The organism is Paenibacillus sp. GCM10027627 (assembly GCF_042675505.1).
Classification (GTDB): domain Bacteria; phylum Bacillota; class Bacilli; order Paenibacillales; family Paenibacillaceae; genus Pristimantibacillus.
On the sequence record NZ_JBHTHB010000001.1, the window covers coordinates 516,484 to 540,285 of the forward strand.

The window sequence follows — 23,802 nt, forward strand, 5'->3', positions numbered from 1 at the left end:
TTGAGGTCAAAAGCTGTACACTATATTCTATTGTAAACGATAGAGACGGACGGAGGAAACAGGATGATACAAAAAGATCGTTTAGTGGAAGAATTTATGGAGCTAGTTCAGGTGGATAGCGAAACGAAGCATGAGGCGGAAATCAGCAAGGTGCTGAAAGAGAAGTTTACGGCGCTGGGGCTTTCGATCAGCGAGGACGATGCCGCAGCCAAAACAGGGCATGGCGCAAACAACCTGTTTGCAGTGCTGGAAGCGACGGGAGCGGATGCTCCAACTATCTTTTTTACAAGCCATATGGACACGGTTACTCCGGGCAACGGCATTAAGCCGCAGTTGGACGAAGACGGCTATATTCGCAGCGACGGAACAACCATTCTTGGAGCGGACGACAAGGCGGGCATTTCGGCTATGTTTGAAGCGATTCGCGTTTTGAAAGAGCAGAACATTCCGCATGGCAGAATTCAATTTGTCATCACGGTGGGAGAGGAATCGGGGCTTCTTGGAGCTAGAGCGCTGGACGCTTCCAAGCTGGAAGCGAAGTTCGGCTACGCGCTGGATTCCAACGGCCAAATTGGCGATATTGCCGTTGCTGCTCCTACTCAAGCAAAAGTGACCATTAAGCTTTACGGCAAGTCCGCCCATGCAGGCGTAAATCCGGAGGATGGCATCAGCGCTATTCAAGTTGCGGCAAAAGCGATTTCTAGAATGCCGCTTGGCCGTATTGATTCCGAGACTACGGCTAACATCGGCAGATTTGAGGGTGGCGGCGCAACCAATATCGTTTGCGACTATGTTAAGCTGGATGCGGAAGCCCGCAGCATTGTCCAACCGAAGCTGGATGCTCAACTAGCCGCAATGCGCCAAGCGGTGGAAAGCGCGGCTGAGGAGTTTGGTGCGCGTGCAGAGTTTGAAAGTGAAGTCATTTATCCTGCCTATCAATATGATGACAGCGATCCTGTCGTTCAATTGGCTAGCAAAGCGATAACGGCTATAGGCGCAACGCCAAGAACGTTCCACTCCGGCGGCGGAAGCGATGCCAATATTTTTAACGGACTTGGGGTGCCGACCGTCAATTTGGCTGTTGGTTACGAATATATCCATACGACAAAAGAACAAATCAAAGTGGAAGACCTTGTCAAAACAACTCAGCTTGTCGTTGAAATTATTAAACAAGCTGCTGAGGGCAACTAACGTTTGTCCGTCTTTTTGGTCTTGTACGGCAACAGTTCAATATAACGGGATAATGGGAGGCTGCCTGATGCGGAAGCGAGTTTGCTTAAGCGATGGCGGACCTCCCATCCTTTTCCAACTAAACGTAAATGGTTTGGCGCTATATATTGTTTCATCGTATCCGGCTCCTCGCTATTATAGGATACTGGATAGGTATGCCCGCTTTGGACAAGGTATGACACAAACTAAGGGGTTCCAGAAATAAAGGAGTGAAGGAGCTTACATATGGAAAATAACAAACGAGACTTCATTAGCCAATCCAGCAATGATATTTGGCGGGAGGATACCATTTCTTCGGAACAAATATTCAAAGGGCGAGTCATTTCGCTGCAAGTTGATACAGTGTCATTGCCGGACGGGCGCAGTGCAACTCGTGAAATTGTAAAACATCCGGGAGCCGCCGCTGTTATGGCACTGCTGGATGGCAAGCTGCTGGTCGTGGATCAATTCAGAAAGCCGCTGGACAAATGCCAGGTTGAAATTCCGGCAGGCAAGCTCGATCCGGGCGAGGACCCTATGGAAGCTGCGGCGCGTGAGTTGGAAGAAGAAACGGGCTTCGTGGCAAAATCATTAAAGCTGGTCAACTCCTTTTATACGTCTCCCGGTTTTGCGGACGAAAAGCTGTATCTCTATTTTGCGGATCAATTGGAGAGAGGCACACAGCGGCTGGATGAGGATGAAGACGTTCGGGTAGAAGCTATTACTGTGGAAGAGGCGGACGAATTAGTGGCCGCAGGCCGAATCAGCGATGCCAAAACGCTGTTGGCCTTGTATGCTTGGAAGCTTTATGAGCGGACCGGCGCAATCTAGCATTCTATCGTCATATTAGGTTTATCCCCTTCATAGAATAAAGAGAAAGCTTTCTCACACGGGACGGTTTACATTTATTCTGCGTGACTGCGGGGAGGACATGCCGATGAAAAACCACTTTAATTTATATCTGTTTGTATCCGTATTGTTCGTCGTTGGGGGAATATTCGGCGTGCTTCTTGTGAATGCATTAACGCTTGAGCAGCAGCAGGAGCTGGCAAGCGAAGTGGCCGGTTATGTGCAGCAAATGGACGCCGGTGTCAGTTCTAGTGCGGAAACGGTATTTTGGGAGCGTTTTTTTTTCCATTTGAAATGGCTGCTTCTCATTTGGATATTGGGAATGACCGTCATCGGCATCCCCGGCATACTCGCGCTCAATTTTTTGAAGGGGGCTCTAGTCGGCTTCTCCGTTGGCATTCTGATTCAGCATTACGAGTGGGAGGGCGTTTTCTTTTCATTTATTACGCTCGCTCCGCAAAATGCTCTAGCCATACCCGCCCTCATTATTACTAGCGCCGCATCCATCTCGTTTGGGGTGTTTATCGTAAAAAACAGACTCTTTCAGCAAAAGGGAGAGCTGCTGCCCGAATTTGGTTCATTTGCTTCTACATCCGTAATGATGCTGTTGTTGTTTGCTGGAGCGGCACTTATAGAAGCCTACTTGTCTCCTGCGATAATCGGTTGGGCTGTCCCTCATCTTTCGCCTTTGAACGGCATGATTTGACATCAAAAGGTTTGACTTCTCTGCTTAGTACCCCCTATAATGAAAGGAAACGTTTCCTAAATATGAGGCGCGTACATGTGTATGTAGTAGGGGGGAAATCATGGAGGCCCGGATTGATAAGATTAAACAGCAATTGCAGTCGCAGGGCTACAAGTTAACCCCGCAACGTGAGGCAACCGTACGTGTATTGCTTGAGAATGAAGATGATCATTTGAGTGCGGAAGATGTTTTTATGCTGGTCAAGGAAAAGGCGCCTGAAATCGGGCTCGCTACCGTTTACCGTACACTCGAGCTGCTTAGCGAAATGCATGTCGTGGAAAAGTTGAATTTTGGCGACGGAGTCGCTCGGTACGATTTGCGCACGGACAGCAACAAACATCATCATCATCATCTCATTTGCGTCCAATGCGGTACGATGGATGAAATTAAGGAAGACTGGCTTCTTCCGCTAGAAGAACGTTTGGAACAGGAATATGGATTTTTTGTGGTGGACCATCGGCTGGATTTTCAAGGCATCTGCCGCCGCTGCAGAGAAAAGAACGACCAACCAAATCCTTCATAACGGCTATGCGATCCTTCAGGGAGCGCACAGCCGTTTTCATGTTTATGTGCATGGAAGGACTTGTTTCACGGGGCAGGCGCCCGGCATACACATAATTTAAGGCGATGCTGGAGATGGTACGCTTAGTAACAATCGATTGGGAGGCGTAGAAGATGATCATTGGCGTTCCAAAAGAAATTAAGCAAAGCGAATACCGAGTAGCGCTTACACCGGCAGGAGTGACGATGCTTACCGCTGCTGGTCATGAAGTCATAGTAGAAGCAGGTGCGGGAGCCGGAAGCGGCTTTGAAGATGAGGATTATGTTCGGGAGGGCGCTGCTATAGCGGTGGAAGCTTCCGAAGTATGGTCCAAAGCTGGAATGATTATGAAAGTCAAAGAGCCGCTCGCGGAGGAGTTTCAATACTTTCGAAACGGATTGCTGTTATTTACGTACCTTCATTTAGCCGCTGCGCCCGATTTGACCAAAGCGCTTGTCGATCATGGCGTAACTGGCATTGCATACGAAACGATACAGTTGGATAACGGCAGCTTGCCGCTGCTGACTCCCATGAGCGAAGTCGCGGGAAGAATGGCCGTGCAGGTTGGGGCTCAATTTCTGGAAGCGTTTAACGGCGGTAGAGGCGTATTGCTAGGAGGAGTGCCGGGAGTGCCGCCAGCTGAAGTGGTTGTAATCGGCGGAGGCATCGTAGGGACAAACTCGGCGAGAATGGCGCTAGGTCTTGGGGCGAATGTCGTCATAATTGAAAAAAGCGCGGATCGGATGCGTTATTTGGATGAAGTGTTTGGCGGGCGTATTCGTACTTTGATGTCTAGTCCATACCATATTGCGGATGCCGTCAGCAGGGCGGATCTCGTCATCGGAGCCGTTCTCATTCCTGGTGCGAAAGCTCCTCATCTCGTAACGGAGGAGATGGTGGAACGGATGAAAAAAGGTTCCGTCATCGTGGACGTTGCCGTTGATCAAGGTGGCTCCATTGCGACCGTAGATCGTCCAACCACACATAAAGACCCTATTTATATAAAGCATGGAGTCGTTCATTACGCAGTCGCGAACATTCCGGGGGCAGTGCCGAGAACGTCCACGATAGCGCTTACGAATGTGACGATGCCATATGCGATGGAGCTTGCCGCATTTGGTTTGGAGGCCGTCAGAAAAAGTGTGCCGCTTCAGCGCGGCGTCAATACGTTTGGCGGACTCGTTACGAATGAGCCTGTCGCCAAAGCGACGGGATATGAGTATACGCCCATTTTAAAAGGGCTGGAGCGCATCTCTTACGATCAGTTGGAGCCTTAAAGCGGAATACCGGGCATATGCCGGATGCCGGCACATAATCACATAGTTCTCCTCATAAGGTGATAGGACAGGATTTGCCTTTTACTTTTGTGAGGATGGTGATTCCGTATGGTACTTACGCTGCGGGGATGGCTTAATCGATTGCTGTTTATGGTCCTTTTTGCGGTTTTGCTTTTTATTGCTGCCGGCGGCTACAGGTGGCTTATCGATGTGATTTCTCCTGTTCATCCGTATCAAAAGCCTAAAGGGGATGCGATGAAAGTGTTTGTGAGCGATCCAAAGTCACCTGAAGGAGGCAATGGCGCCGATCGTTTGAGATGGTTCTATTGGTACGGAGAATAACCGTTTTTGAATGAATAAAAGACGAATTCGAGCCGAAAGAAGGAAAATTCGTGTCGAATGTTGAATCATTCTGGAGATTAGACCGGCCAAGCGGCAGCATCCCTGAAAGGAAGTAACGATGAAAGCTCAATTGAACCTTTATATGTCCCATTTGCAGCTGGAGCGCCGACTTTCACCGAATTCGCTCCTTTCTTATGAAAGAGATTTGGTTTCGTTTTTTGGCTATATCGAGGAGCAGGGCATTTCGGAGTGGACGGACGTGCAGCGGCATCATTTGACCAAATATATGCTCGCTCTGAAGGAACAGGGTCGCAAAGCGGCCACTATTTCCCGGCGTCTTGTTTCGGTCAGAGCCTTTTTTCATTTTCTAGTGTTGAATGGACGCATTCCCTCCGATCCAACGATTCATATGGAGGCTCCAAAACAGGAGAAAAAGCCGCCTACCGTCTTGACCGTAGCGACGACAAGCATTTTGCTGGGGACGCCGGAAACGAGCAGCCCATCCGGAAAACGCGATAAAGCGATGCTTGAGCTTTTATATGCAACGGGTATCCGGGTTTCGGAGCTTGTCTCACTAAATGAGGAGCATCTGCATCTTTCACTAGGGTACATACAATGCATCGGCAGCGGTATGAAAGAACGTATTATTCCGTTTGGCAGCCATGCCAAAGGCGCTCTGACCGATTATTTGGCAGCGGGAAGAGAACATCTGTTGACGGACAGGGAGCCGGAATCCGCGCTTTTTCTTAATCATCTTGGAACCCGGATGACCAGACAAGGATTTTGGAAGATGATTAAGAAATATGCTAGAGCAGCCAATATTAACGAGGAAATAACGCCTCATACGCTCCGGCATTCCGTCGCTTCCCACCTGCTTGACAATGGCGCCGACATTCGGACCGTTCAAGAGCTTCTGGGGCACGCCGATATTGCGACGACGCTGAAATATACGCAGTTGTCAAAACCAAAAATAAAGGATGCCTATTCGAGCGCTCACCCAAGAGCATAATAAATCCATGCCGCTCCACCCATGATTAAACGACATAGAAAGTAGGGATGGTCATATGAAATTTGAACGTATTGCTGTGATTGTACTGGACAGCGTAGGCATTGGAGAGCTTCCCGACGCTGACCAATTTGGCGATGTTGGATCGCATACTTTAGGCCATATTGCGCAAAAAGTGAAAGGGCTCTCGCTGCCTCATTTAAGACGGTGGGGACTCGATAGAATCGCCCCGATTGGCGACTGGCAGCCTCGGTCCAACCCGGCAGCGGCCTACCATGGCAAAATGGCCGAAGTATCCGTAGGCAAGGATACGATGACCGGGCACTGGGAACTGATGGGCCTCAAGCTTACCGTTCCGTTCCAAACGTTCCCGGACGGCTTTCCGGAAGAGCTGATCCGTCCTTTTGAAGAGCGGACAGGCCGTAAAGTGATTGGCAACAAGTCGGCTAGCGGCACCGACATTTTGGACGAGCTCGGGGAAGAGCAAATGAAAAGCGGAGCCTGGATCGTTTATACGTCGGCGGACAGCGTTTTTCAAATTGCGGCGCATGAAGATGTCATCCCGCTTGATGAATTGTACAAGGCATGCGAAATTGCCAGAGAATTGACGATGGACGATCGTTTTACTGTGGGCAGGGTGATAGCCCGTCCCTATAAAGGTGAGCCAGGCAAGTTCTCCCGGACGCCTAACCGTCATGACTATGCGGTCAAGCCGCCGCAGCCTACCGTACTGAACGCTCTCAAAGATGGGGGCTTCGACTCCGTTGCCATCGGCAAGATAAACGATATTTTTGACGGGGAAGGCATTACGGAGACGACTTCGACAAAAAGCAATGCGGACGGCATCCAAAAAACGATCGAACGGTTGAAGCAGCCTTTCCGGGGCTTGCTGTTCACCAATTTAGTCGATTTTGACTCGCTCTACGGTCATCGCCGCGATCCGGAAGGCTACGCAAAAGCGCTTGAGGAATTTGACCGGGCTTTGCCGGAACTGGAAGGCGCACTGAGCGAAAAGGATTTGCTCATCGTCACTGCGGATCATGGCAACGACCCGACTCATCCCGGCACCGATCATACGCGGGAGTACGTTCCGGTTCTCCTTTACAGCCCGGCTTTCCGCTCGCCTTCGGCGCTAGATGTGCGTGCTACTTTTTCCGATTTAGGAGCCACGATTGCAGACAATTTCTGTGTCGCAGCGCCTCCAAACGGCACTAGCTTTTTAAATGAACTTAAAACCAACTGATTTACATTTCTGAGGAGGAACAAGCGATGAGTCAACTTACATCCGCACATATTCAAGAAGCGGCGCAATACATAGGAGGAAAAACGTCAATTAAACCGGAGATCGGCCTTATTATGGGTTCCGGGCTTGGTGTGCTGGGCGATCATATCGAAAACGCAACCGTTATTGATTATCACGATATCCCTCATTTTCCAGTTTCCACGGTGGAAGGCCATGCCGGAGAGCTTCTGATCGGAACATTGTCCGGAAGGTCGGTCGTGCTGATGCGCGGACGTTTTCATATGTATGAAGGATATGGTCCTGAGCTGACAGCATTTCCTGTACGAGTGATGAAAGCGCTTGGCGTAAGCTCCTTGCTTGTAACGAATGCAGCTGGCGGCATTAATCTCGATTTTGCTTCCGGCAATTTGATGCTTATTTCCGACCATTTGAACCTGACAGGTAAAAATCCGCTGATCGGGCCAAATGACAATGAGCTGGGAGTACGGTTCCCGGATATGTCCGAAGCGTACAGCAAACGACTGCGCGCCGCTGCGTTCGATGTGGCGAAGGAGCAAGGGATCTCTATTCAAGAAGGCGTATATGCCGGACTATTGGGACCTACGTATGAAACTCCAGCCGAAATTAGAATGCTTCGCATTTTAGGGGCGGATGCTGTCGGAATGTCGACGGTTGCGGAAGTCATTGCGGCCCGTCATTCCGGTATCGAAGTAGTCGGAATTTCCTGTATTAGCAACATGGCGGCCGGAATTTTGGATCAACCGCTCTCCCATGAGGAAGTTATGGAGACAACAGAGCAGGTGAAGTCCCAATTTCTGGGTCTAGTTACATCTTTAATTGGCAGGATGTAATTGAAATTGTAACAAAATTGTAACATTTGGCTCGACTCATTGTGACAGTTTTCCAAATCGGAACCGTCGTATAATGTCCATGATCATAGAAAGATGGAGTGGAACTGACATGGACAAGCATTTATTATTGAAACTTGAGCAGTTGCGCAATGAGATGGTGGAGACGGCATTAACGGAGCAAAATTTGCTTCATCGCGATGTGCTCATTCTAAGCCAATCGCTTGATGAAATTATCGTTCGGGTTCAATCCGAACGCCGTTTGCTCGCTCGCACCACTTGACTAGCGCTTAGGCGGAGGAGGTCACACATGCGGGCAGTAGATTTGATTCATAAAAAGCGAGACGGCGGAGAGTTGACCGCCGGGGAACTCGAATTTCTTATAAGCGGGTATAGCAAGGGTGAAATACCGGACTATCAGATGTCGGCTTTTGCAATGGCTGTATTTTACAAAGGAATGACAGCAAGTGAAACCGCTGCGATGACGATGGCGATGGCCGCTTCCGGCGACCAAGTCGATCTGGCTCCGATTGAGGGCATTAAGGTTGACAAGCATAGCACGGGCGGCGTAGGTGACAAAACGACATTAATTATCGGTCCTTTGGTTGCTTCTGTTGGAGTGCCGGTTGCCAAAATGTCGGGACGAGGTCTTGGACATACAGGCGGCACCATCGACAAGCTGGAATCGATCAGCGGCTTCCACACGGAGCTTTCCCGCGACAACTTCATTGGACAGGTGAACGAGCTTGGTTTGTCCGTCATTGGACAAAGCGGAAATCTTGCTCCAGCGGACAAGAAGCTTTACGCCCTTCGGGATGTAACGGGGACAGTTGAATCCATTCCGCTAATCGCAAGCTCTGTTATGAGCAAAAAAATTGCGGCAGGCGCAGACGCTATCGTTCTCGATGTGAAGACGGGAAGCGGAGCGTTTATGAAAACGGTGGAGGACTCGGAAAAGCTAGCGCAAGCGATGGTCGCCATCGGATCGGAAGTAGGACGGAAAACGGCTGCGGTCATTAGCGATATGGATCAGCCGCTTGGCTTCGCCATCGGCAATGCGCTGGAGGTTCGCGAAGCGATTGATACGCTTAAAGGCGAAGGTCCCGAAGATTTAACGGAGCTTTGTATTGCTTTGGGCGCGCATATGGTTGTATTAGGCGGCAAAGCCGCTGCGCTTGACGAAGCGAAGCAACTTTTGCGCAAACAATTGGAAAACGGCGAGGCTTTGGCCAAGTTTAAAGCTTTCATCGAGGCTCAAGGCGGAGACGGCAGCATTGTCGATTCCCCGGAGCGGCTTCCTGCCGCACCGGTTACACTTGAAGTGAAAGCGGAGCAAGCCGGGTTCGTAAATGCGATTGAGGCGGAGCAGCTTGGGCTGGCGGCGATGATTTTGGGTGCCGGCAGAGCGACGAAAGAAGCTGTTATCGACTATTCGGTTGGGCTTGTCCTTCGCAAAAAGGTTGGAGATAAAGTAGCTGCGGGCGATACGATTGCCGTGCTTCATGCAAGCAGCGAAAACGACAGCACAACCCAAGAAGTGATCGAGCGCGTCCGCTCCGCTTATACCATTCAACCGGAGCGGTCGTCCGTAAGGCCGTTGCTATTGTCGGTTGTAACCGAGGATGGAATAGACAGGTTAGCTGAATAGAGAGCTCAAACGTTGCCTAATTGGGATAGTTCACCATAAGCAAGCGATATAGAAAGACCAGCAGAGATTTTCTCCGCTGGTCTTTTTTTTGTTTCGCTAGAGGACATTTCTCGCATAAAGGAATAATTTCCATTTCTAGCGTCAACAATGGGAAGGAATATATAGCTAGATTCCAATCACTTGTATGGACCAGGAGGGACATTCCGTTGAAGATCCGAGTTACTTCTCTAATCGTATTAACATTGCTAGTTTCACTTGTATTCCCGCTTGCCGCATTTGCGGAAGAAAAAGCGCCCGTTGCCAACAACAGCGCTCAACCGACAGGGGACCTTGCGCCTTCGGCGCGTTCCGCCGTTTTGCTTGACGCTGAGAGCGGTACCGTTATTTACGAAAAAAATAGCCACGATCGACTGCCGCCAGCCAGCATCACTAAAATAATGACGCTGCTATTAATTATGGAAGCGCTCGATGATGGCAAAATCAAATTGACGGATATGGTATCCACTAGCGAATATGCCTCTTCTATGGGAGGATCGCAAATTTTTCTGGAACAAGGCGAGCAAATGTCTGTCGAAGATATGATTAAAGGAATCGCGCTTGCTTCGGGCAATGACGCCTCTGTGGCAATGGCTGAGAAGCTGGCGGGCACGGAAGCGCAATTTGTCGCCATGATGAACGCCAAAGCGCAGGAGCTAGGAATGAACGACACTCATTTTGCCAATCCGAACGGTTTGCCGACGGAAGGGCATTATTCCTCCGCGCACGATATTGCGTTAATGTCGAGGGAGCTCCTCAAACATTCCGAGGTCACACAGTATACAGGCCTCTATCAGGATTATTTGCGCAAATCGTCGGAGAAGCCGTTCTGGCTAGTCAATACGAACAAGCTGGTCCGGTTTTACAGCGGGGCAGACGGACTGAAGACCGGATTTACTAGCGAAGCGAAATATTGTTTGTCCGCTACGGCCAAACGCGACGATTTGCGGGTCATTGCCGTTGTAATGGGCGAGCCGACAACGAAGCACCGCAATAATGAAGTGTCGCAAATGTTCGATTATGCTTTTGCCCAATATATGAATTACCCCATTGTTAAAGAAGGGGACGGCTTAGGCGCAGTGCGGATTGAAAAAGGGATGGAATCCGAACTGAAGCTGGTTGCCGAGCAGCCTTACAGCATTTTGCTCAAAAAGGGCAGCGCAACAAACGACATTCGTCATGAGCTGAAGCTGAATGAAAAGCTGAAGGCTCCAATTAAGGAAGGTCAGCCGCTTGGCAAGCTTATCGTCTACCAGGGCGATGAAAAGATTAAAGAGTTTGAAATTACGTCCCCTCAGTCAATCGGCAAGGCGAATTGGTGGAAAATGCTGAAACGTTCGGCCAGCGGACTGTTTCATTAGCCTCCAGCATCGCTCGTTATTTGTCAGCTCATAGCGGTATGCTTCTAGTTTTGTCGGCGTGCAGGAATCGGTCTCCCATTCGGAGAATTGCTAGTTCTATCTCGGCATCTGTAACCATTACCCAGAAGGAGATGAACCGCATAATGAGTCTGCAAATCGAGTTGGAACATTACCGCAATGTGCTGATCGTGCGGCTGTACGGCGAGCTCGACCATCATACGGCCAACGTTGTCCGGATTAAGATGGAAGAAGCGCTCATCAGAGAGAACGTCAGCCATGTCATCCTAAGCCTAAAAGAGCTGCAATTTATGGACAGCTCAGGACTTGGCGTCATTCTGGGCCGTTACAAGCAAGTGAAGGGCAAAGGCGGCAAGATGGTCGTCTGCGACGTCAATCCGGGCGTCCATCGTTTGTTTGAATTGTCGGGACTGTTTAAAATTATTTCGGTCCACGACAGTGAGCGCAGCGCGATTACGAGTTTGGAGGTGGTCTCATGACAGACCATAACGAAATGAAGCTAACGTTCAGCGCAAGATCCGAAAACGAAGCGTTCGCGCGGATCGCTGTCGCAGCTTTTGTATCCCAGCTCGATCCTACGCTCGAGGAATTAAACGATCTCAAAACGGCAGTATCGGAAGCGGTCACGAATGCGATTATTCACGGCTATGAAAGCGACTCTTCCAAGCAAGTTGCCGTTATGGCCGCCATACATGGCGACACCGTATCGATTGTAATTGAAGATGAAGGCCGCGGCATTGAAGATGTGGAATTGGCTCGCCAGCCGCTTTTTACGTCCAAGCCGGAGCTGGAGAGAAGTGGCATGGGCTTTACGATTATGGAAAACTTTATGGACCGTTTTGAAGTCAGCAGCACAATCGGCGGCGGAACATGCGTCAGTATGCAGAAGAGAATCGAGTCAAAAAAAGCGCTCTATAACTAGAGCATAGGGGTTGAGCCTCATGGATGTCGGTTTGAAGCAAACAGCCCAGCCTTACTTGGACGACGCGGAAGTGAAGCGTCTTATCGCCCTCAGCCAGTCCGGCGATGCGATGGCAAGGGACACGCTGGTCAACTGCAACATACGGCTTGTCTGGTCGGTCGTTCAGCGTTTCATCAACCGGGGTTACGAGCCGGAAGACTTGTTCCAAATCGGCTGCATCGGACTGCTTAAGTCCGTCGATAAATTCGATTTATCCTACGACGTCAAGTTTTCGACTTATGCGGTTCCTATGATTATCGGTGAAATTCAGCGCTTTCTGCGGGATGACGGCACGCTTAAAGTAAGCCGCTCTCTCAAAGAGACGGCGAACAAAGTGCGCAAAATGAAGGATGAGCTGTCCAAAACGCTCGGCCGCCTTCCGACGATTTCCGAAGTGGCGGAGCGTCTCGGCATTACGCCGGAGGACGTCGTTTTTGCCCAGGAGGCCAACAAGCCTCCAACATCGATCCATGAGACCGTATTCGAAAATGACGGCGATCCCATCACGCTGATGGATCAGATCGCCGATGAGTCGCAGGAGCGCTGGTTCGATAAGCTTGCGCTTGTCGAGGCGATCGAAGGACTGAGCGAGCGCGAGAGACTAATCGTTTATTTGCGCTACTACCGGGACAAGACGCAATCCGAAGTCGCAAGCAGGCTGGGAATATCGCAAGTGCAAGTGTCGCGTTTGGAGAAAAAAATATTGCAGTCCATTAGGGACCAAATCGCTCAATAAGCGGTTTGGTTTCTTTTTTTACAATAAATTGGCTGATTATCCTAATCCTCCTCGTCTCATACTAACATCTGAAACCGACTACCCATAATAGGGGAAGGATGATGACAGATGGGCGAATCCGGCCATTCGGTTCTCTATCTGCGGCTCAAAAAAAGAATATATATTAAGCCCGGGCACACGGTCACGCTAGGACAGGTGGCGCGGCTATTGACAGAGGATGAGGCAAGCGAAGACGCGCTGAAGAGCTTGAAGCTTTATACACACCAAAAAGCGGACGGCAATCGGGTGGTCGTCGATCTGCTGCAAATCGTCAAAGCGATCCGGCATTCTTTTCCGAACATAACCATCGAAGCTTACGGGGACCCTCAAGTGCTGCTGATGGTGTCCGATAAGCCGGTTAAGCCGAGATATGCTGTTTTGGTTCTAGCTTGGCTGCTGCTGTTTTTTGGGGCGGGGCTCGCCATTATGAACTTCCATACCGACGTCAGCATGAAGGAAGTACATATTCGTATTGTGGAGCTGATTACGGGGAAGCGGACGGACCATCCGCTCTGGTTCCAAATCCCGTATTCGCTCGGAATCGGATTCGGCATGGTTTTGTTTTTTAACCATATTTTCCGAAAACGATTCAACGAAGAGCCTAATCCGCTGGAAGTCGAGCTTTATATGTATCAAGAAAACTTAAACGATTACGTCATCGCCGATGAAATGCGCAAAAAGTCGGACTATGATCAAATTCACGGCGATCGTCATGATTGAGCTATTGGTCAACTTGTTTATTGCGGTGCTAGGTCTTGCAGGGGGGCTTGCGGTCGGAAGCGGTCTGGTGGCGCTTTTAATCGTATTTGACTTGATTCCGAGATTGGCCCAGCTCGCCCGCGCGTTTCGTTCCTCCATTTGGTTTGAGACGGCCATTATTAGCGGATCTCTGTACTGGACATTCGCCGATTTTATGGATTGGAAGCTGCGGCTGCCGCATGCCTTTGCGCTCTCCGGCGCGGGGTTTCTCGATGGCATCTTTGTCGGGATGCTTGCGGCGGCATTGACGGAAGTGATGAATGTGCTGCCCATCCTGGCCAAGCGGATGAATTTGTCGCGGTTTATGGTGGGTCTGGTCATGGCTATGGTGCTTGGCAAGACGGTTGGCTCGCTGTTTGATTGGCTTGTTTTTCAATGGTAGATCCAGACGATACGAGGTGACGAAAGATGACGGATAGACATCGCGAAAACGAGGAGCAGCAATACGGCGGGGAGGAAGAGCAGGACTTTTACGGAATGGAAGAGGAAGATGAGGGAAGCGGGGAAGGAGAGAGTCCGTATACGGAACCGAATTCGGCGCTGCAAACAAAGGAAGAGCTGAGCGGAACGACTTATCCGACGGGCTCAGGCGATAAGAAAAAGAAAAAAACGCCGATTCCGTCCTCGCTTGACGATGTGCTTTTGAAGCTGGAGGATGTGGGCTACAAAGTTAGTTTCGACATTGTTGTGCGCGAGATGACGTTTGGGGAGAAACGAACGGCGCTGTTTTGCATGAACGGGCTGGTGAAAGACGAAATTTTGACGGAAGTGCTAAAGAGGCTGACTTATTTGCAGGCGGATGATCTGAGCAGCGATGCGTTGGAATCCTTCTTGAATTTGTATGTTCCCGCCGCTCAGGTGGCGTCGGAAGACGACTGGGAAATGCTTATGTATTGCGTCTTTTCTGGGGGAACGGCTCTATTTATCGACGGGGAAGAAAAAGCGATCAAGCTCGACGCCAAAAACTTTCCTTCCAGAGGGCTGGAAGAGCCGTCGCTGGAGAAGGTGGTTCGCGGTTCCCGGGACGGCTTTATTGAAACGCTTATGGTTAACATCTCGCTCGTTCGAAGACGGCTCCGCGATACGAAGCTGCGTTATGAGCTCGTTCAAGTCGGCGAACGGACAAAAACGGATGTGTGTATCGCTTATATCGACGATATTACGGACAAAGAGCTGCTCAAGTCGATTAAAGATAAAATTTCGATGATCGAAGTGGACGGACTTCCTCTTGCCGACAAGCAGCTGGAAGAGGCGACGATCAAAAGAGGGTGGAGCCCGTTCCCGCTTGTCCGCTACTCCGAGCGTCCGGATACGGTAGCCGCTCATTTGCTTGAAGGAGCCGTGGCGATATTCGTCGACACATCCCCAAGCGTCATGACGCTGCCGACTTCCTACACCGACTTGCTGCAACACGCGGAGGAAAACCGGCAGACGCCGATGATCGGCACTTATTTGCGCTGGGTAAGGTTTATCGGGGTGTTTGCGTCGCTATTTATGCTGCCGTTGTGGCTTCTTTTTGTATTGCATCCCGAATACAAACCGCCGTTCCTCGACTTTATCGGTCCGAGCAAAACAGGCAAGCTTCCGCTTTTTGTTCAATTTCTGCTGGCGGAAATCGGGGTCGATTTGCTCCGGATGGCTTCCGTCCATACGCCAAAATCGTTAGCGACGGCAATGTCGCTTGTCGCCGCCATCTTGATCGGGGACATAGCGGTCAAAACAGGCGTATTTATTAACGAAGTAATATTGTATATGGCGATTGCCGCCATCGGGATGTTTGCGACGCCAAGCTACGAGCTCGGTCTGGCCAACCGGGTCGTGAGGCTTATTTTGCTCATAGCGGTTGCGGCGTTTAAATTGCCGGGTCTTGTCATCGCTACCACGATTCTCATCATTTTCCTCGTGTGCGAGCGCTCGATGAACCGTCCTTATATGTGGCCGATCATCCCGTTCGACGCGCGCGCGCTGCTGAGCATCATTATCCGGCAGCCTCTGCTATACAACCGGACAAGGCCGAATATTTTGCGTGCGCAGCAGCGGGACAAGATGCCGGAAAAAAAGTAAAGCAACGCAAAAATACAAATGAAATGTGATTTTATCCATTTCGAACGCACCCCTCATACGGTATACTGTTCCTATAGATGCAAACTAATTGTGTTCTATCCGAAGGGGATAGAGGAAGGCGAGGGGTAGCAATGTATCTGCATGGAACTGGCAAAATAAATGCAAACGGCCATCTAGAAATCGGCGGTTGTGACGTAACCGACTTGGCTCAGCAATTCGGCACGCCGTTATATATTGTGGACGAAACGCTTGTGCGTCAACGCGCGAGTGAATATGTGGAGGCGTTTAAAGCTTCCGGATTGAAGTTCCAAGTCGCTTACGCGAGCAAGGCTTTCAGCGTTATGGCTATGTGCGCGATTGCCGAGCAGGAAGGGCTGTCGCTGGACGTTGTGTCCGACGGCGAGCTTTATACCGCTTTGCAAGCCGGATTCCCGGTAGAGCGAATCCATTTCCACGGCAACAACAAAACTCCGGATGAAATCAACATGGCGCTTGACGCAGGCATCGGCTGTTTCGTTGTGGACAACTTCCACGAGCTTGCGCTACTTAACGCTCTTGCTGGCGACAAGGGCAAAAAGGTGAACATTTTGCTGCGCATTACGCCTGGCGTAGAGGCGCATACGCATGATTATATTTCGACAGGCCAGCAAGATTCCAAGTTCGGTTTCGACCTTGGCAACGGCTCTGCGAAGCAAGCTATTGAAGAGGCTTTGAACCTTCCGAACTTGATCGTTCTGGGCGTTCACTCCCATATCGGCTCGCAAATTTTTGAGGTGGAAGGTTTCCGCATGGCGGTTGACAAAGTAGCCGGTTTTGCGATTTCGATCCGCAACGAGCTTGGCCTCACGTTTAAGGTGCTGAACCTTGGCGGCGGCTTCGGCATTCGTTATGTCGACGGCGACACTCCGCTTCCAATCAGCCAATACGTGGAAGCGATCACGGGCGCTATCAAAGCGAATTTCACGGGCACAGATTTCCCTATGCCGGAAATTTGGGTTGAGCCGGGCCGCAGCATGGTTGGCGATGCAGGAACAACGCTTTACACCGTTGGGACAAGCAAAAACATTCCAGGCGTGCGCAAATATTTGGCCGTCGACGGCGGCATGACAGACAATCCGCGTCCCGCTCTGTACCAATCCCGATACGAAGCGATTTTGGCTAACCGTGCAAACGACGCAGCGGAAGAAACCGTTTCGATCGCAGGCAAATGCTGTGAAAGCGGCGATATGCTCATTTGGGATTTGGAATTGCCAAAAGCGGAAAGCGGCGATTTGCTGGCTGTATTTTGCACAGGCGCATACAACTACGCGATGGCGAGCAACTACAACCGCATTCGCCGTCCGGCAGTCGTTTTTGTGAAAGACGGCTCCGCAGACCTCGCGGTAAAACGCGAATCGCTGGACAATATTGTATGCAATGACGTAATTCCGGCAAGACTTCAGAAATCTGCCCTTGCGAAATAAGGTCAGAATTGGTAACGTAGTCTTATTCGGATATAGAAAGGTAGATGTTTGAAATGGCAAAACAAGCAAAAATTAAATTGGCTAACGGCGGAGAGGTTCATCTTGAGCTATTCGACCAAGACGCTCCTAATACAGTAGCAAACTTTGAAAAGCTGGCTAACGACGGCTTTTACAACGGTCTAACTTTCCATCGCGTTATTCAGGGCTTTGTCGCTCAAGGCGGTTGTCCAACTGGCAACGGCACTGGCGGTCCTGGATACAAAATCGATTGCGAAATCAACCCGAACAAGCATGAGCGCGGAACGCTTGCAATGGCTCACGCGGGTCGCAATACAGGCGGCAGCCAGTTCTACATTTGCTACCAGCCGCAGCCGCATCTAGATGGCGGTCACACTGTTTTCGGCAAAGTGACAAAAGGCATGGAGTTTGTTGACGCTCTTAAAGGCGGAGACAAAATGGAGAAGGTAGAAGTTACAGAAGCGTAATGAACCTTTAATCCTTCAGTCATTCTTGAAAAGGTAAAGCCCGGTTCCTATTTGGAAACCGGGCTTTTTGGGTTGCTGCGGATCAGCCATTGTGCTGTTGCGTTTGATTAGCATTTCCCGTCGTTGCGTTTGGTGCAGCCATTGCACTTTCCATGTACGTTTTATGGCAAGGCATATTGGAGATCCGAGGGATGGAGACGCTGGTTCCGGGCGATAGCTGGTGTGGATTGCTAATATGAGGATTGGCTTCCTCCAAAATCGGATACGGAATATTGTACATATGGGCTACTTTATGCAACGTGTCTCCTGATTTCGATTGATGATGGGCAAAATAGACTTCATTGTTGTTCCCGGCTCCTTCTTCATTGCGGAATGGGAAAAAAAACGGCGAAAAGAAAAAAAACGGGAATAAAAAGCGGTCTGGAAAAAACGGATGCGGAAACGGTCTGAACGGCCGGCGGAAGCCGGGGCCTCCGTGGTGGAAAAACGCTCGATCCATCAAGAAACCTCCTAAATGATTTGGGGATTAGGGTCATTTGTCTATATAGACTATGTACCGTGGGAAAAAGGGTGACAGCCGCCCATAAAATAAGGCAAGGCATTCACTATAAAAACGAAAGTGCTTGCATTTTACGATGCAGGGTGGTAACATTTCATCAAAGTTAATGATGAGGTTACACATTAACGGACACCAATAAAATGAATAAGCTTTCCTTCGGGGTAGGGTGCAAGTCCCAACCGGCGGTGATCGGGAGATGCAGGTAGAGCGGGAATCCGCATGAATGCACATCCCGTCAGTCCGTGACCCGGGCTAATGACTTTCAAGTGGAGCGCATGGCGCTTTTGAGGGCGTTGGAACGGTGGACCTGGTGCAAATCCGGGACCGACAGTATAGTCTGGATGGGAGAAGGAGAAGCTCGGCAGCAGCGAAGTGCGTTATGATGACGCTTCTTTTGTGCATGATTTCACAAGGGAAGTCGTTTAATGGACAACTTCGTGAATGAATAGGTTCTGACCGCATAACCGCGGTCTATTTGGGAGCGGCTAATAAGCGCAATTTTTAGTAAACGCCCGTTATAGCGGGTGTTAAACGGCGCATTTTGGCGACAGGTCTCTTTGTTAGAACGTATTTGCCGAAGTTTCCTTGTACTTTCATCCCCCTGACGGTAAGCAGCCGGTTAGGGGGATTTTTTGCGTGCTTGACGTATTAAACGATGAATATTACATGTCGCTTGCGCTCGATATGGCGGAGAAAGCGAAGGGTCAGACGGGCATTAACCCCGTTGTGGGATGTGTCGTTGTCAAAGACGGGCGCATCGTCGGACTCGGCGCTCATTTGAAGCGAGGCGAAGGCCATGCGGAGGTACATGCTTTAGCTATGGCTGGCGGGGAAGCGGAAGGCGCGACGGTTTATGTGACGCTGGAGCCGTGCAGTCATTTTGGCAAAACTCCTCCTTGCTGCAATAGAATCATCGATGCCAAAGCGGCGCGTGTAGTCGTTGCAGCGCTCGATCCCAATCCGGTTGTAGCCGGCAACGGCATTTCCAGACTGAGGGAGCATGGCATAGAGGTTGAGGTTGGCCTTTTGGAAAAAAGGTCACGGAAAATGAATGAAAAGTTTAATAAGTTTATAACGACTCGCCTTCCGTTTGTTACTTTGAAAACAGCCAGTACATTGGACGGAAAAATTGCTGCGGAATCGGGGCATAGCCAGTGGGTGACAGGAGCTGTGGCTCGTGAGCAAACTCATGCGCTCAGACATCAGCATGAAGCGATCATGGTGGGGATCGGCACGGTATTGGCGGATGATCCTCTGCTAACGACAAGAGCTGCGGTGCCGGCTATCCATCCGAAACGAATCATCGTAGATTCCAAGCTGAAATTGCCGCTTCATGCTCGTGTTGTTACCGATCGGACAGTGGAAACGATTGTATTGACAACAGTGGGTGCCGATGAAGCAAAATGGAAAGCGCTGGAGGAAGCGGGTGTTACCGTCATCCCTTGCGGCGATGGATCAACTGTTGATTTGATGCTCGCTATGGCACAATTAGGGGAAAAAGAAATCGGTTCGATATTGCTGGAGGGCGGAGGCAAGTTGAACGGGGCGATGCTCGATGCGGGCTTGATCGACAAAATACATCTGTATTTCGCTCCCAAATTGATAGGGGGGGCGGAAGCTCCGCAAAACTTTTCGTTTCCGGGCCGTCAGCTAATGTCCGAAGCTATTGCAATTAACGAGATGACCGCCGAAATGGCTGGCAACGATATTTGCGTTACGGGTTATCCCGTTTATGAATAGAAGCAAGGAGAGGAGGAAATCCGATGTTTACCGGTTTAGTGGAAGAAGTGGGGCATTTAAAATCGGTTTTTAAGCAAGGGGAAGCTATGATTTTGAACATAGCGGCGAGTCTGGTAACCAAAGATGCGAAGCTTGGCGACAGCATCTCGGTTAACGGCGTTTGCTTGACCGTCACTTCTTACGACTCCGGTTCGTTTACGGCTGATGTGATGCCGGAAACTTATCGAAAGTCGAGCCTTCATCGGCTGAAGCCGGGAGAGTCCGTCAACTTGGAGAGGGCCATGCAAGCAGGAGCTCGATTTGGCGGGCATATCGTACAGGGCCATGTGGACGGAACGGGTGCCATCGTATCCCGGAGAGCGGATGCCAATGCGGTTGTGTTTGACATCCGTCTGGACGATTCTGACCAGCTGCGGTATGTGATCCCGAAAGGATCCGTTACGGTCGACGGCATTAGCCTTACGGTTGTAGATACAAGCGATGACGGTTTTACGATATCCATCATCCCGCTTACGCTGGCCGAAACGGCGCTTAAAGGCAAGCAACTAGGGTCCATTGTCAATATTGAGACCGACATTATAGGCAAATATGTCGATCATTTGCTCCATTTCCGAAGCGGCGGCGACAGACATAAGGAAACTTCAAAGCTTTCGACGGCCTACTTGGCTGAACACGGTTTTTTGTAAAAGAGAGAAGGAGGGAAAGGCCATGAATGCAAACGAACAAGCGGCAGATGTATTTGATACAATCGAGGATGCTCTGCGAGATTTGATGCAAGGCCGGCCTGTTATTGTTGTCGATGACGAGGACCGGGAGAACGAGGGCGACTTAATTGCTCTTGCCGAAGAAACGACGCCAGAAGTCATCAACTTTATGATTTCGGAAGCAAGAGGGCTCGTATGCGTCCCGATTACACAAGAGAGGGCGGAGCAGCTTGACTTGCCCCCTATGGTGTCTCACAATACGGACTATCACGGAACGGCTTTTACCGTTTCTGTCGACCACGTATCCACCACAACGGGTATTTCGGCTTATGAGCGTTCCGTTACGGTTAAAGCGCTCATTGACCCCGATGCCAAGGCCGCCGATTTCCGCAGACCCGGACATATCTTCCCGCTAATTGCAAAAGAAGGCGGAGTACTGCGCCGCGCAGGTCATACGGAAGCTGCGATCGATCTTGCCAATCTTTGCGGGTCAAAGCCAGCCGGCGTTATCTGCGAAATTATAAAAGAAGACGGCACTATGGCGAGATTGCCCGATTTAGTCGAATTTAAAAAGAAACATGGATTAAAGCTGATTACGATTGAGGAACTGATTCGTTATCGCAACGCCAAGGAAAAATTGGTCGAGCGTGCAGTGGAAGTGAATATGCCAACCGATTTTGGCCAGTTTAAAGCGATCGCTTATACGAATCAGATCGATCAAAAGGAACATGTCGCTATGGTAAAAGGCGAGATCAATCCCGCTGAACCGACGCTCGTCCGCGTCCATTCGGAATGTTTGACCGGCGACATTTTCCACTCCCACCGCTGCGATTGCGGGCCTCAGCTGGAAGCCGCGCTAAGACAAATCGATGAGGCGGGAAGCGGAGTTTTGCTGTATATGCGTCAAGAGGGAAGAGGCATCGGCCTTATTAACAAGTTGAAGGCTTACGAGCTGCAAGAGCAGGGATTCGACACCGTCGAAGCGAATATTAAACTTGGGTTTGCTCCCGACTTGCGCGAATATGGCATTGGCGCTCAAATTTTGAAGGATCTTGGCGTTACCCAAATGAGGCTGCTGACCAACAATCCCCGCAAAATTAAAGGACTTGAAGGTTACGGGCTTGAAGTGGTGGAGCGAGTTGCTATTCAAATGGAAGCCAATGACAACAACCGCAATTATTTGCGCACCAAAAGAACGAAGCTTGGCCATCTGCTTACGCCGGAAGGACTGGAATCAGCGGCAGCCACTGCAAAGCGGGAACAATAAAAAAATAAATACCCCATAAAAAGGAGCCATTAACATGACAAAAGTATATGAAGGACATTTAGTATCGGAAGGTTTAAAATATGGAGTTGTCGTAGGACGTTTCAATGAGTTTATTTCCGGAAAGCTGCTGAGCGGCGCGCTTGACGCCTTCAAACGCCATGGGGCCGATTCCTCCGATGTAGAAGTTGCATGGGTGCCGGGAGCGTTTGAAATTCCTTTGATCGCGCAAAAAATGGCCGAAAGCGGCAAGTATGACGCGGTTATTACGCTTGGCGCCGTCATTCGCGGATCAACTCCGCATTTTGATTATGTATGCAACGAAGCTGCAAAAGGCGTGTCGGCAGTTGCGCTGAAAACAGGCGTACCCACGATTTTTGGCGTTTTGACGGTTGACTCGATCGAGCAGGCCATTGAGCGTGCCGGAACAAAGGCTGGAAATAAAGGATACGAAGCGGCTGCGACTGCAATTGAGATGGCCAACTTGACAAAACAGCTTCAGGGATAATAACCTATCTCCAGTTGAAGTACGCGGGAGGTTGCGATAGTGTCGGTGCTTTACAAGCTGGAGACGTTCGAAGGTCCGCTTGATTTATTGCTCCATTTGATCGATAAATCAGAGATCGATATTCACGAAGTATCGATCAGCGAAATTACGATGCAGTATTTGGAATATTTGGACGCCATGAAAGAATTGGAGCTTGAAGTAACAAGCGAGTTTCTTGTTATGGCAGCAACGCTGCTCGCCATTAAGAGCAAGCAGCTGCTGCCGAAGCCTCCTATATTTGAAGATATTTACGACGATTGGGTAGACGATGACGGCCTCGATCCTCGCGACGAGCTCATTCAAAGGCTGATCGAATACCGGAAGTTTAAAGGGATTGCGGAGCAGCTGCGCGAGAAGGAAATTGAAAGAAGTTTGGTTTTTTCCCGGGAACCGGAAGATATGACTCCTTATTTGGTGGAGGAGAAGGTAAACCCGGTAGAAGGACTGCATATTTCCGATTTGGTCGCCGCCTTCCAGAAGGCGCTTAGAAGAGCAGCCAGACGGGACATTATTGCGACGGTTCAGCGCGATGAAATTTCGGTCAAAGACCGGATCAACGATATCGTCGATGTGCTGAAGCAATTTGAGACGGTGCGGTTTTCCAAGCTGATTCGCGAAAATATGGACAAGCATGAAATCGTAGTTACTTTTTTGGCGATTTTGGAGCTCATGAAAATGAAGCATATTCGTTGCTTTCAGCATTCGCTCTTTGACGATATCGTCATTCATTGGAGAGGAGAATCTGAAAGCGATGGATTATCAGAAGTTGAAATCGATTATTGAAGGTTTATTGTTTATGGCGGGTGACGAAGGTCTGACAAAGCGGCAGCTCGCCGATATTTTGCAAACAAGTCCCGACTTTGCTTCTGAGTTGGTATACGATTTGCACAGAGATTTGGAGCGGGAAGAAAGAGGAGTTCAAATTACGGAAATTGCGTCGGCTTATCGGATGACGACTCATCCCGACCATGCTCCTTATTTTGAGAGAATGGCTTATACGCCTACTCGAGCTCAGCTGTCGCAAGCCGCTCTTGAGACGTTATCCATTGTCGCTTATCGCCAGCCTATGACCCGGATCGATATTGAGGAAATTAGAGGAGTGAAGAGCGATAGAGCGATTCAATCTCTGGTGTCCAAAGATTTGATTGAGGAGGTGGGCCGTGCTGATGCTATCGGACGCCCTATTCTTTACGGAACGACCAAATCCTTTTTAGAGTATTTCGGTTTGGCTTCAATCAAAGAGCTGCCTGAGCCTAAACATGTGGATGCCGACGACGCTTTGGATGAGCAGACGAAATTGCTGTTTGAAAAGCTGGACGGTCGTCAAATGACATTTGATGAAATAAAAGAATGAGATT

Annotated in this window: 28 protein-coding genes and 1 riboswitch; of the genes, 26 read left to right on the top strand and 2 right to left on the bottom strand. The window is 49.9% G+C overall.

Features of this window, described 5'->3' with window-relative positions; all coding sequences use genetic code 11:
• Positions 1-63 precede the first annotated feature (63 nt).
• Positions 64-1,191: a M20/M25/M40 family metallo-hydrolase gene (locus ACFQZE_RS02350; protein ID WP_379353259.1), complete on the top strand. Its 1,128-nt coding sequence runs from the start codon at positions 64-66 to the stop codon at positions 1,189-1,191.
• On the opposite strand, the gene mciZ is transcribed toward ACFQZE_RS02350, so the two are convergent.
• A complete protein-coding gene (mciZ, locus tag ACFQZE_RS02355) occupies positions 1,188-1,346 on the bottom strand; it encodes a Z-ring formation inhibitor MciZ (RefSeq protein WP_379353261.1) in 159 nt (52 codons plus the stop codon). The genes ACFQZE_RS02350 and mciZ overlap by 4 nt on opposite strands.
• Positions 1,347-1,455: 109 nt before the next feature.
• Between mciZ and ACFQZE_RS02360 the strand changes: the two genes are divergently transcribed.
• The 19 genes from ACFQZE_RS02360 to ACFQZE_RS02450 all read left to right on the top strand — a co-directional run bounded on the left by ACFQZE_RS02360 (position 1,456) and on the right by ACFQZE_RS02450 (position 17,630).
• Positions 1,456-2,040 (top strand): NUDIX domain-containing protein, encoded by a 585-nt coding sequence (locus tag ACFQZE_RS02360; protein ID WP_379353262.1) that lies wholly within the window; start codon positions 1,456-1,458, stop codon positions 2,038-2,040.
• Positions 2,041-2,146: 106 nt separating this feature from the next.
• Entirely contained in the window at positions 2,147-2,764 is a 618-nt protein-coding gene (gene spoIIM / locus ACFQZE_RS02365; RefSeq protein WP_379353264.1) for a stage II sporulation protein M, read from the top strand.
• Between the two features lie 100 nt (positions 2,765-2,864).
• Positions 2,865-3,326: a ferric iron uptake transcriptional regulator gene (gene fur / locus ACFQZE_RS02370; RefSeq protein ID WP_379353266.1), complete on the top strand. Its 462-nt coding sequence runs from the start codon at positions 2,865-2,867 to the stop codon at positions 3,324-3,326.
• Positions 3,327-3,478: 152 nt separating this feature from the next.
• Positions 3,479-4,621, top strand: coding sequence for an alanine dehydrogenase (gene ald / locus ACFQZE_RS02375; RefSeq protein ID WP_379353268.1), 1,143 nt, complete (start codon positions 3,479-3,481; stop codon positions 4,619-4,621).
• 108 nt (positions 4,622-4,729) lie between these two features.
• On the top strand, positions 4,730-4,963 hold the full coding sequence (locus tag ACFQZE_RS02380) for a DUF4227 family protein (protein ID WP_379353270.1): 234 nt from the start codon (positions 4,730-4,732) through the stop codon (positions 4,961-4,963).
• A 118-nt stretch (positions 4,964-5,081) separates the two neighbouring features.
• Positions 5,082-5,972, top strand: coding sequence for a site-specific tyrosine recombinase XerD (xerD, locus tag ACFQZE_RS02385; protein ID WP_379353272.1), 891 nt, complete (start codon positions 5,082-5,084; stop codon positions 5,970-5,972).
• Positions 5,973-6,027: 55 nt separating this feature from the next.
• Positions 6,028-7,212 carry a phosphopentomutase gene (gene deoB / locus ACFQZE_RS02390; RefSeq protein WP_379353274.1) on the top strand — a complete coding sequence of 395 codons (1,185 nt, stop codon included), beginning with the start codon at positions 6,028-6,030 and terminating at the stop codon, positions 7,210-7,212.
• A 26-nt stretch (positions 7,213-7,238) separates the two neighbouring features.
• Positions 7,239-8,063, top strand: coding sequence for a purine-nucleoside phosphorylase (locus ACFQZE_RS02395; RefSeq protein ID WP_379353276.1), 825 nt, complete (start codon positions 7,239-7,241; stop codon positions 8,061-8,063).
• 109 nt (positions 8,064-8,172) lie between these two features.
• The gene (locus ACFQZE_RS02400) at positions 8,173-8,343 is read left to right on the top strand and encodes an aspartyl-phosphate phosphatase Spo0E family protein (RefSeq protein ID WP_379353278.1); all 171 of its coding nucleotides are present in this window, start codon (positions 8,173-8,175) and stop codon (positions 8,341-8,343) included.
• 27 nt (positions 8,344-8,370) lie between these two features.
• The gene (locus ACFQZE_RS02405) at positions 8,371-9,708 is read left to right on the top strand and encodes a pyrimidine-nucleoside phosphorylase (RefSeq protein WP_379353280.1); all 1,338 of its coding nucleotides are present in this window, start codon (positions 8,371-8,373) and stop codon (positions 9,706-9,708) included.
• A 206-nt stretch (positions 9,709-9,914) separates the two neighbouring features.
• Positions 9,915-11,105 carry a D-alanyl-D-alanine carboxypeptidase family protein gene (locus ACFQZE_RS02410; protein ID WP_379353282.1) on the top strand — a complete coding sequence of 397 codons (1,191 nt, stop codon included), beginning with the start codon at positions 9,915-9,917 and terminating at the stop codon, positions 11,103-11,105.
• A gap of 143 nt (positions 11,106-11,248) precedes the next feature.
• Complete coding sequence (spoIIAA, locus tag ACFQZE_RS02415; RefSeq protein ID WP_379353284.1) at positions 11,249-11,602, top strand: anti-sigma F factor antagonist; 354 nt, start codon at positions 11,249-11,251, stop codon at positions 11,600-11,602.
• Positions 11,599-12,045 (top strand): anti-sigma F factor, encoded by a 447-nt coding sequence (spoIIAB, locus tag ACFQZE_RS02420; protein WP_379353286.1) that lies wholly within the window; start codon positions 11,599-11,601, stop codon positions 12,043-12,045. Before spoIIAA ends, spoIIAB begins: the two co-directional genes overlap by 4 nt.
• Positions 12,046-12,064: 19 nt before the next feature.
• Positions 12,065-12,820: an RNA polymerase sporulation sigma factor SigF gene (gene sigF / locus ACFQZE_RS02425; RefSeq protein ID WP_379353288.1), complete on the top strand. Its 756-nt coding sequence runs from the start codon at positions 12,065-12,067 to the stop codon at positions 12,818-12,820.
• A gap of 108 nt (positions 12,821-12,928) precedes the next feature.
• Positions 12,929-13,579, top strand: a complete 651-nt coding sequence (locus ACFQZE_RS02430; RefSeq protein WP_379353290.1) for a stage V sporulation protein AA — start codon at positions 12,929-12,931, stop codon at positions 13,577-13,579.
• A complete protein-coding gene (locus ACFQZE_RS02435; RefSeq protein ID WP_379353292.1) occupies positions 13,548-14,000 on the top strand; it encodes a stage V sporulation protein AB in 453 nt (150 codons plus the stop codon). The genes ACFQZE_RS02430 and ACFQZE_RS02435 overlap by 32 nt, the downstream gene beginning before the upstream one ends.
• Positions 14,001-14,026: 26 nt before the next feature.
• Complete coding sequence (locus ACFQZE_RS02440; protein ID WP_379353294.1) at positions 14,027-15,682, top strand: spore germination protein; 1,656 nt, start codon at positions 14,027-14,029, stop codon at positions 15,680-15,682.
• 131 nt (positions 15,683-15,813) lie between these two features.
• Positions 15,814-17,145 carry a diaminopimelate decarboxylase gene (gene lysA, locus ACFQZE_RS02445; RefSeq protein WP_379353296.1) on the top strand — a complete coding sequence of 444 codons (1,332 nt, stop codon included), beginning with the start codon at positions 15,814-15,816 and terminating at the stop codon, positions 17,143-17,145.
• 53 nt (positions 17,146-17,198) lie between these two features.
• A complete protein-coding gene (locus ACFQZE_RS02450) occupies positions 17,199-17,630 on the top strand; it encodes a peptidylprolyl isomerase (protein WP_379353298.1) in 432 nt (143 codons plus the stop codon).
• 82 nt (positions 17,631-17,712) lie between these two features.
• Here ACFQZE_RS02450 and ACFQZE_RS02455 read toward each other — a convergent pair whose 3' ends face one another.
• Positions 17,713-18,129: a LysM peptidoglycan-binding domain-containing protein gene (locus ACFQZE_RS02455; RefSeq protein ID WP_379353300.1), complete on the bottom strand. Its 417-nt coding sequence runs from the start codon at positions 18,127-18,129 to the stop codon at positions 17,713-17,715.
• 208 nt (positions 18,130-18,337) lie between these two features.
• Positions 18,338-18,546: riboswitch (FMN riboswitch) on the top strand.
• A gap of 279 nt (positions 18,547-18,825) precedes the next feature.
• Here ACFQZE_RS02455 and ribD point away from each other — a divergent pair.
• The 6 genes from ribD to scpB are packed head-to-tail and all read left to right on the top strand — an operon-like array spanning position 18,826 to position 23,798.
• On the top strand, positions 18,826-19,929 hold the full coding sequence (gene ribD / locus ACFQZE_RS02460; protein ID WP_379353302.1) for a bifunctional diaminohydroxyphosphoribosylaminopyrimidine deaminase/5-amino-6-(5-phosphoribosylamino)uracil reductase RibD: 1,104 nt from the start codon (positions 18,826-18,828) through the stop codon (positions 19,927-19,929).
• A 23-nt stretch (positions 19,930-19,952) separates the two neighbouring features.
• Positions 19,953-20,615: a riboflavin synthase gene (gene ribE, locus ACFQZE_RS02465; RefSeq protein ID WP_379353304.1), complete on the top strand. Its 663-nt coding sequence runs from the start codon at positions 19,953-19,955 to the stop codon at positions 20,613-20,615.
• 22 nt (positions 20,616-20,637) lie between these two features.
• Positions 20,638-21,900, top strand: a complete 1,263-nt coding sequence (locus tag ACFQZE_RS02470) for a bifunctional 3,4-dihydroxy-2-butanone-4-phosphate synthase/GTP cyclohydrolase II (RefSeq protein ID WP_379353306.1) — start codon at positions 20,638-20,640, stop codon at positions 21,898-21,900.
• 34 nt (positions 21,901-21,934) lie between these two features.
• Positions 21,935-22,405, top strand: coding sequence for a 6,7-dimethyl-8-ribityllumazine synthase (gene ribH / locus ACFQZE_RS02475; RefSeq protein WP_379353308.1), 471 nt, complete (start codon positions 21,935-21,937; stop codon positions 22,403-22,405).
• A 39-nt stretch (positions 22,406-22,444) separates the two neighbouring features.
• Complete coding sequence (locus ACFQZE_RS02480; RefSeq protein ID WP_379353310.1) at positions 22,445-23,227, top strand: segregation and condensation protein A; 783 nt, start codon at positions 22,445-22,447, stop codon at positions 23,225-23,227.
• Complete coding sequence (gene scpB, locus ACFQZE_RS02485; protein WP_379353312.1) at positions 23,196-23,798, top strand: SMC-Scp complex subunit ScpB; 603 nt, start codon at positions 23,196-23,198, stop codon at positions 23,796-23,798. Before ACFQZE_RS02480 ends, scpB begins: the two co-directional genes overlap by 32 nt.
• The last annotated feature ends 4 nt before the right edge of the window (positions 23,799-23,802 follow it).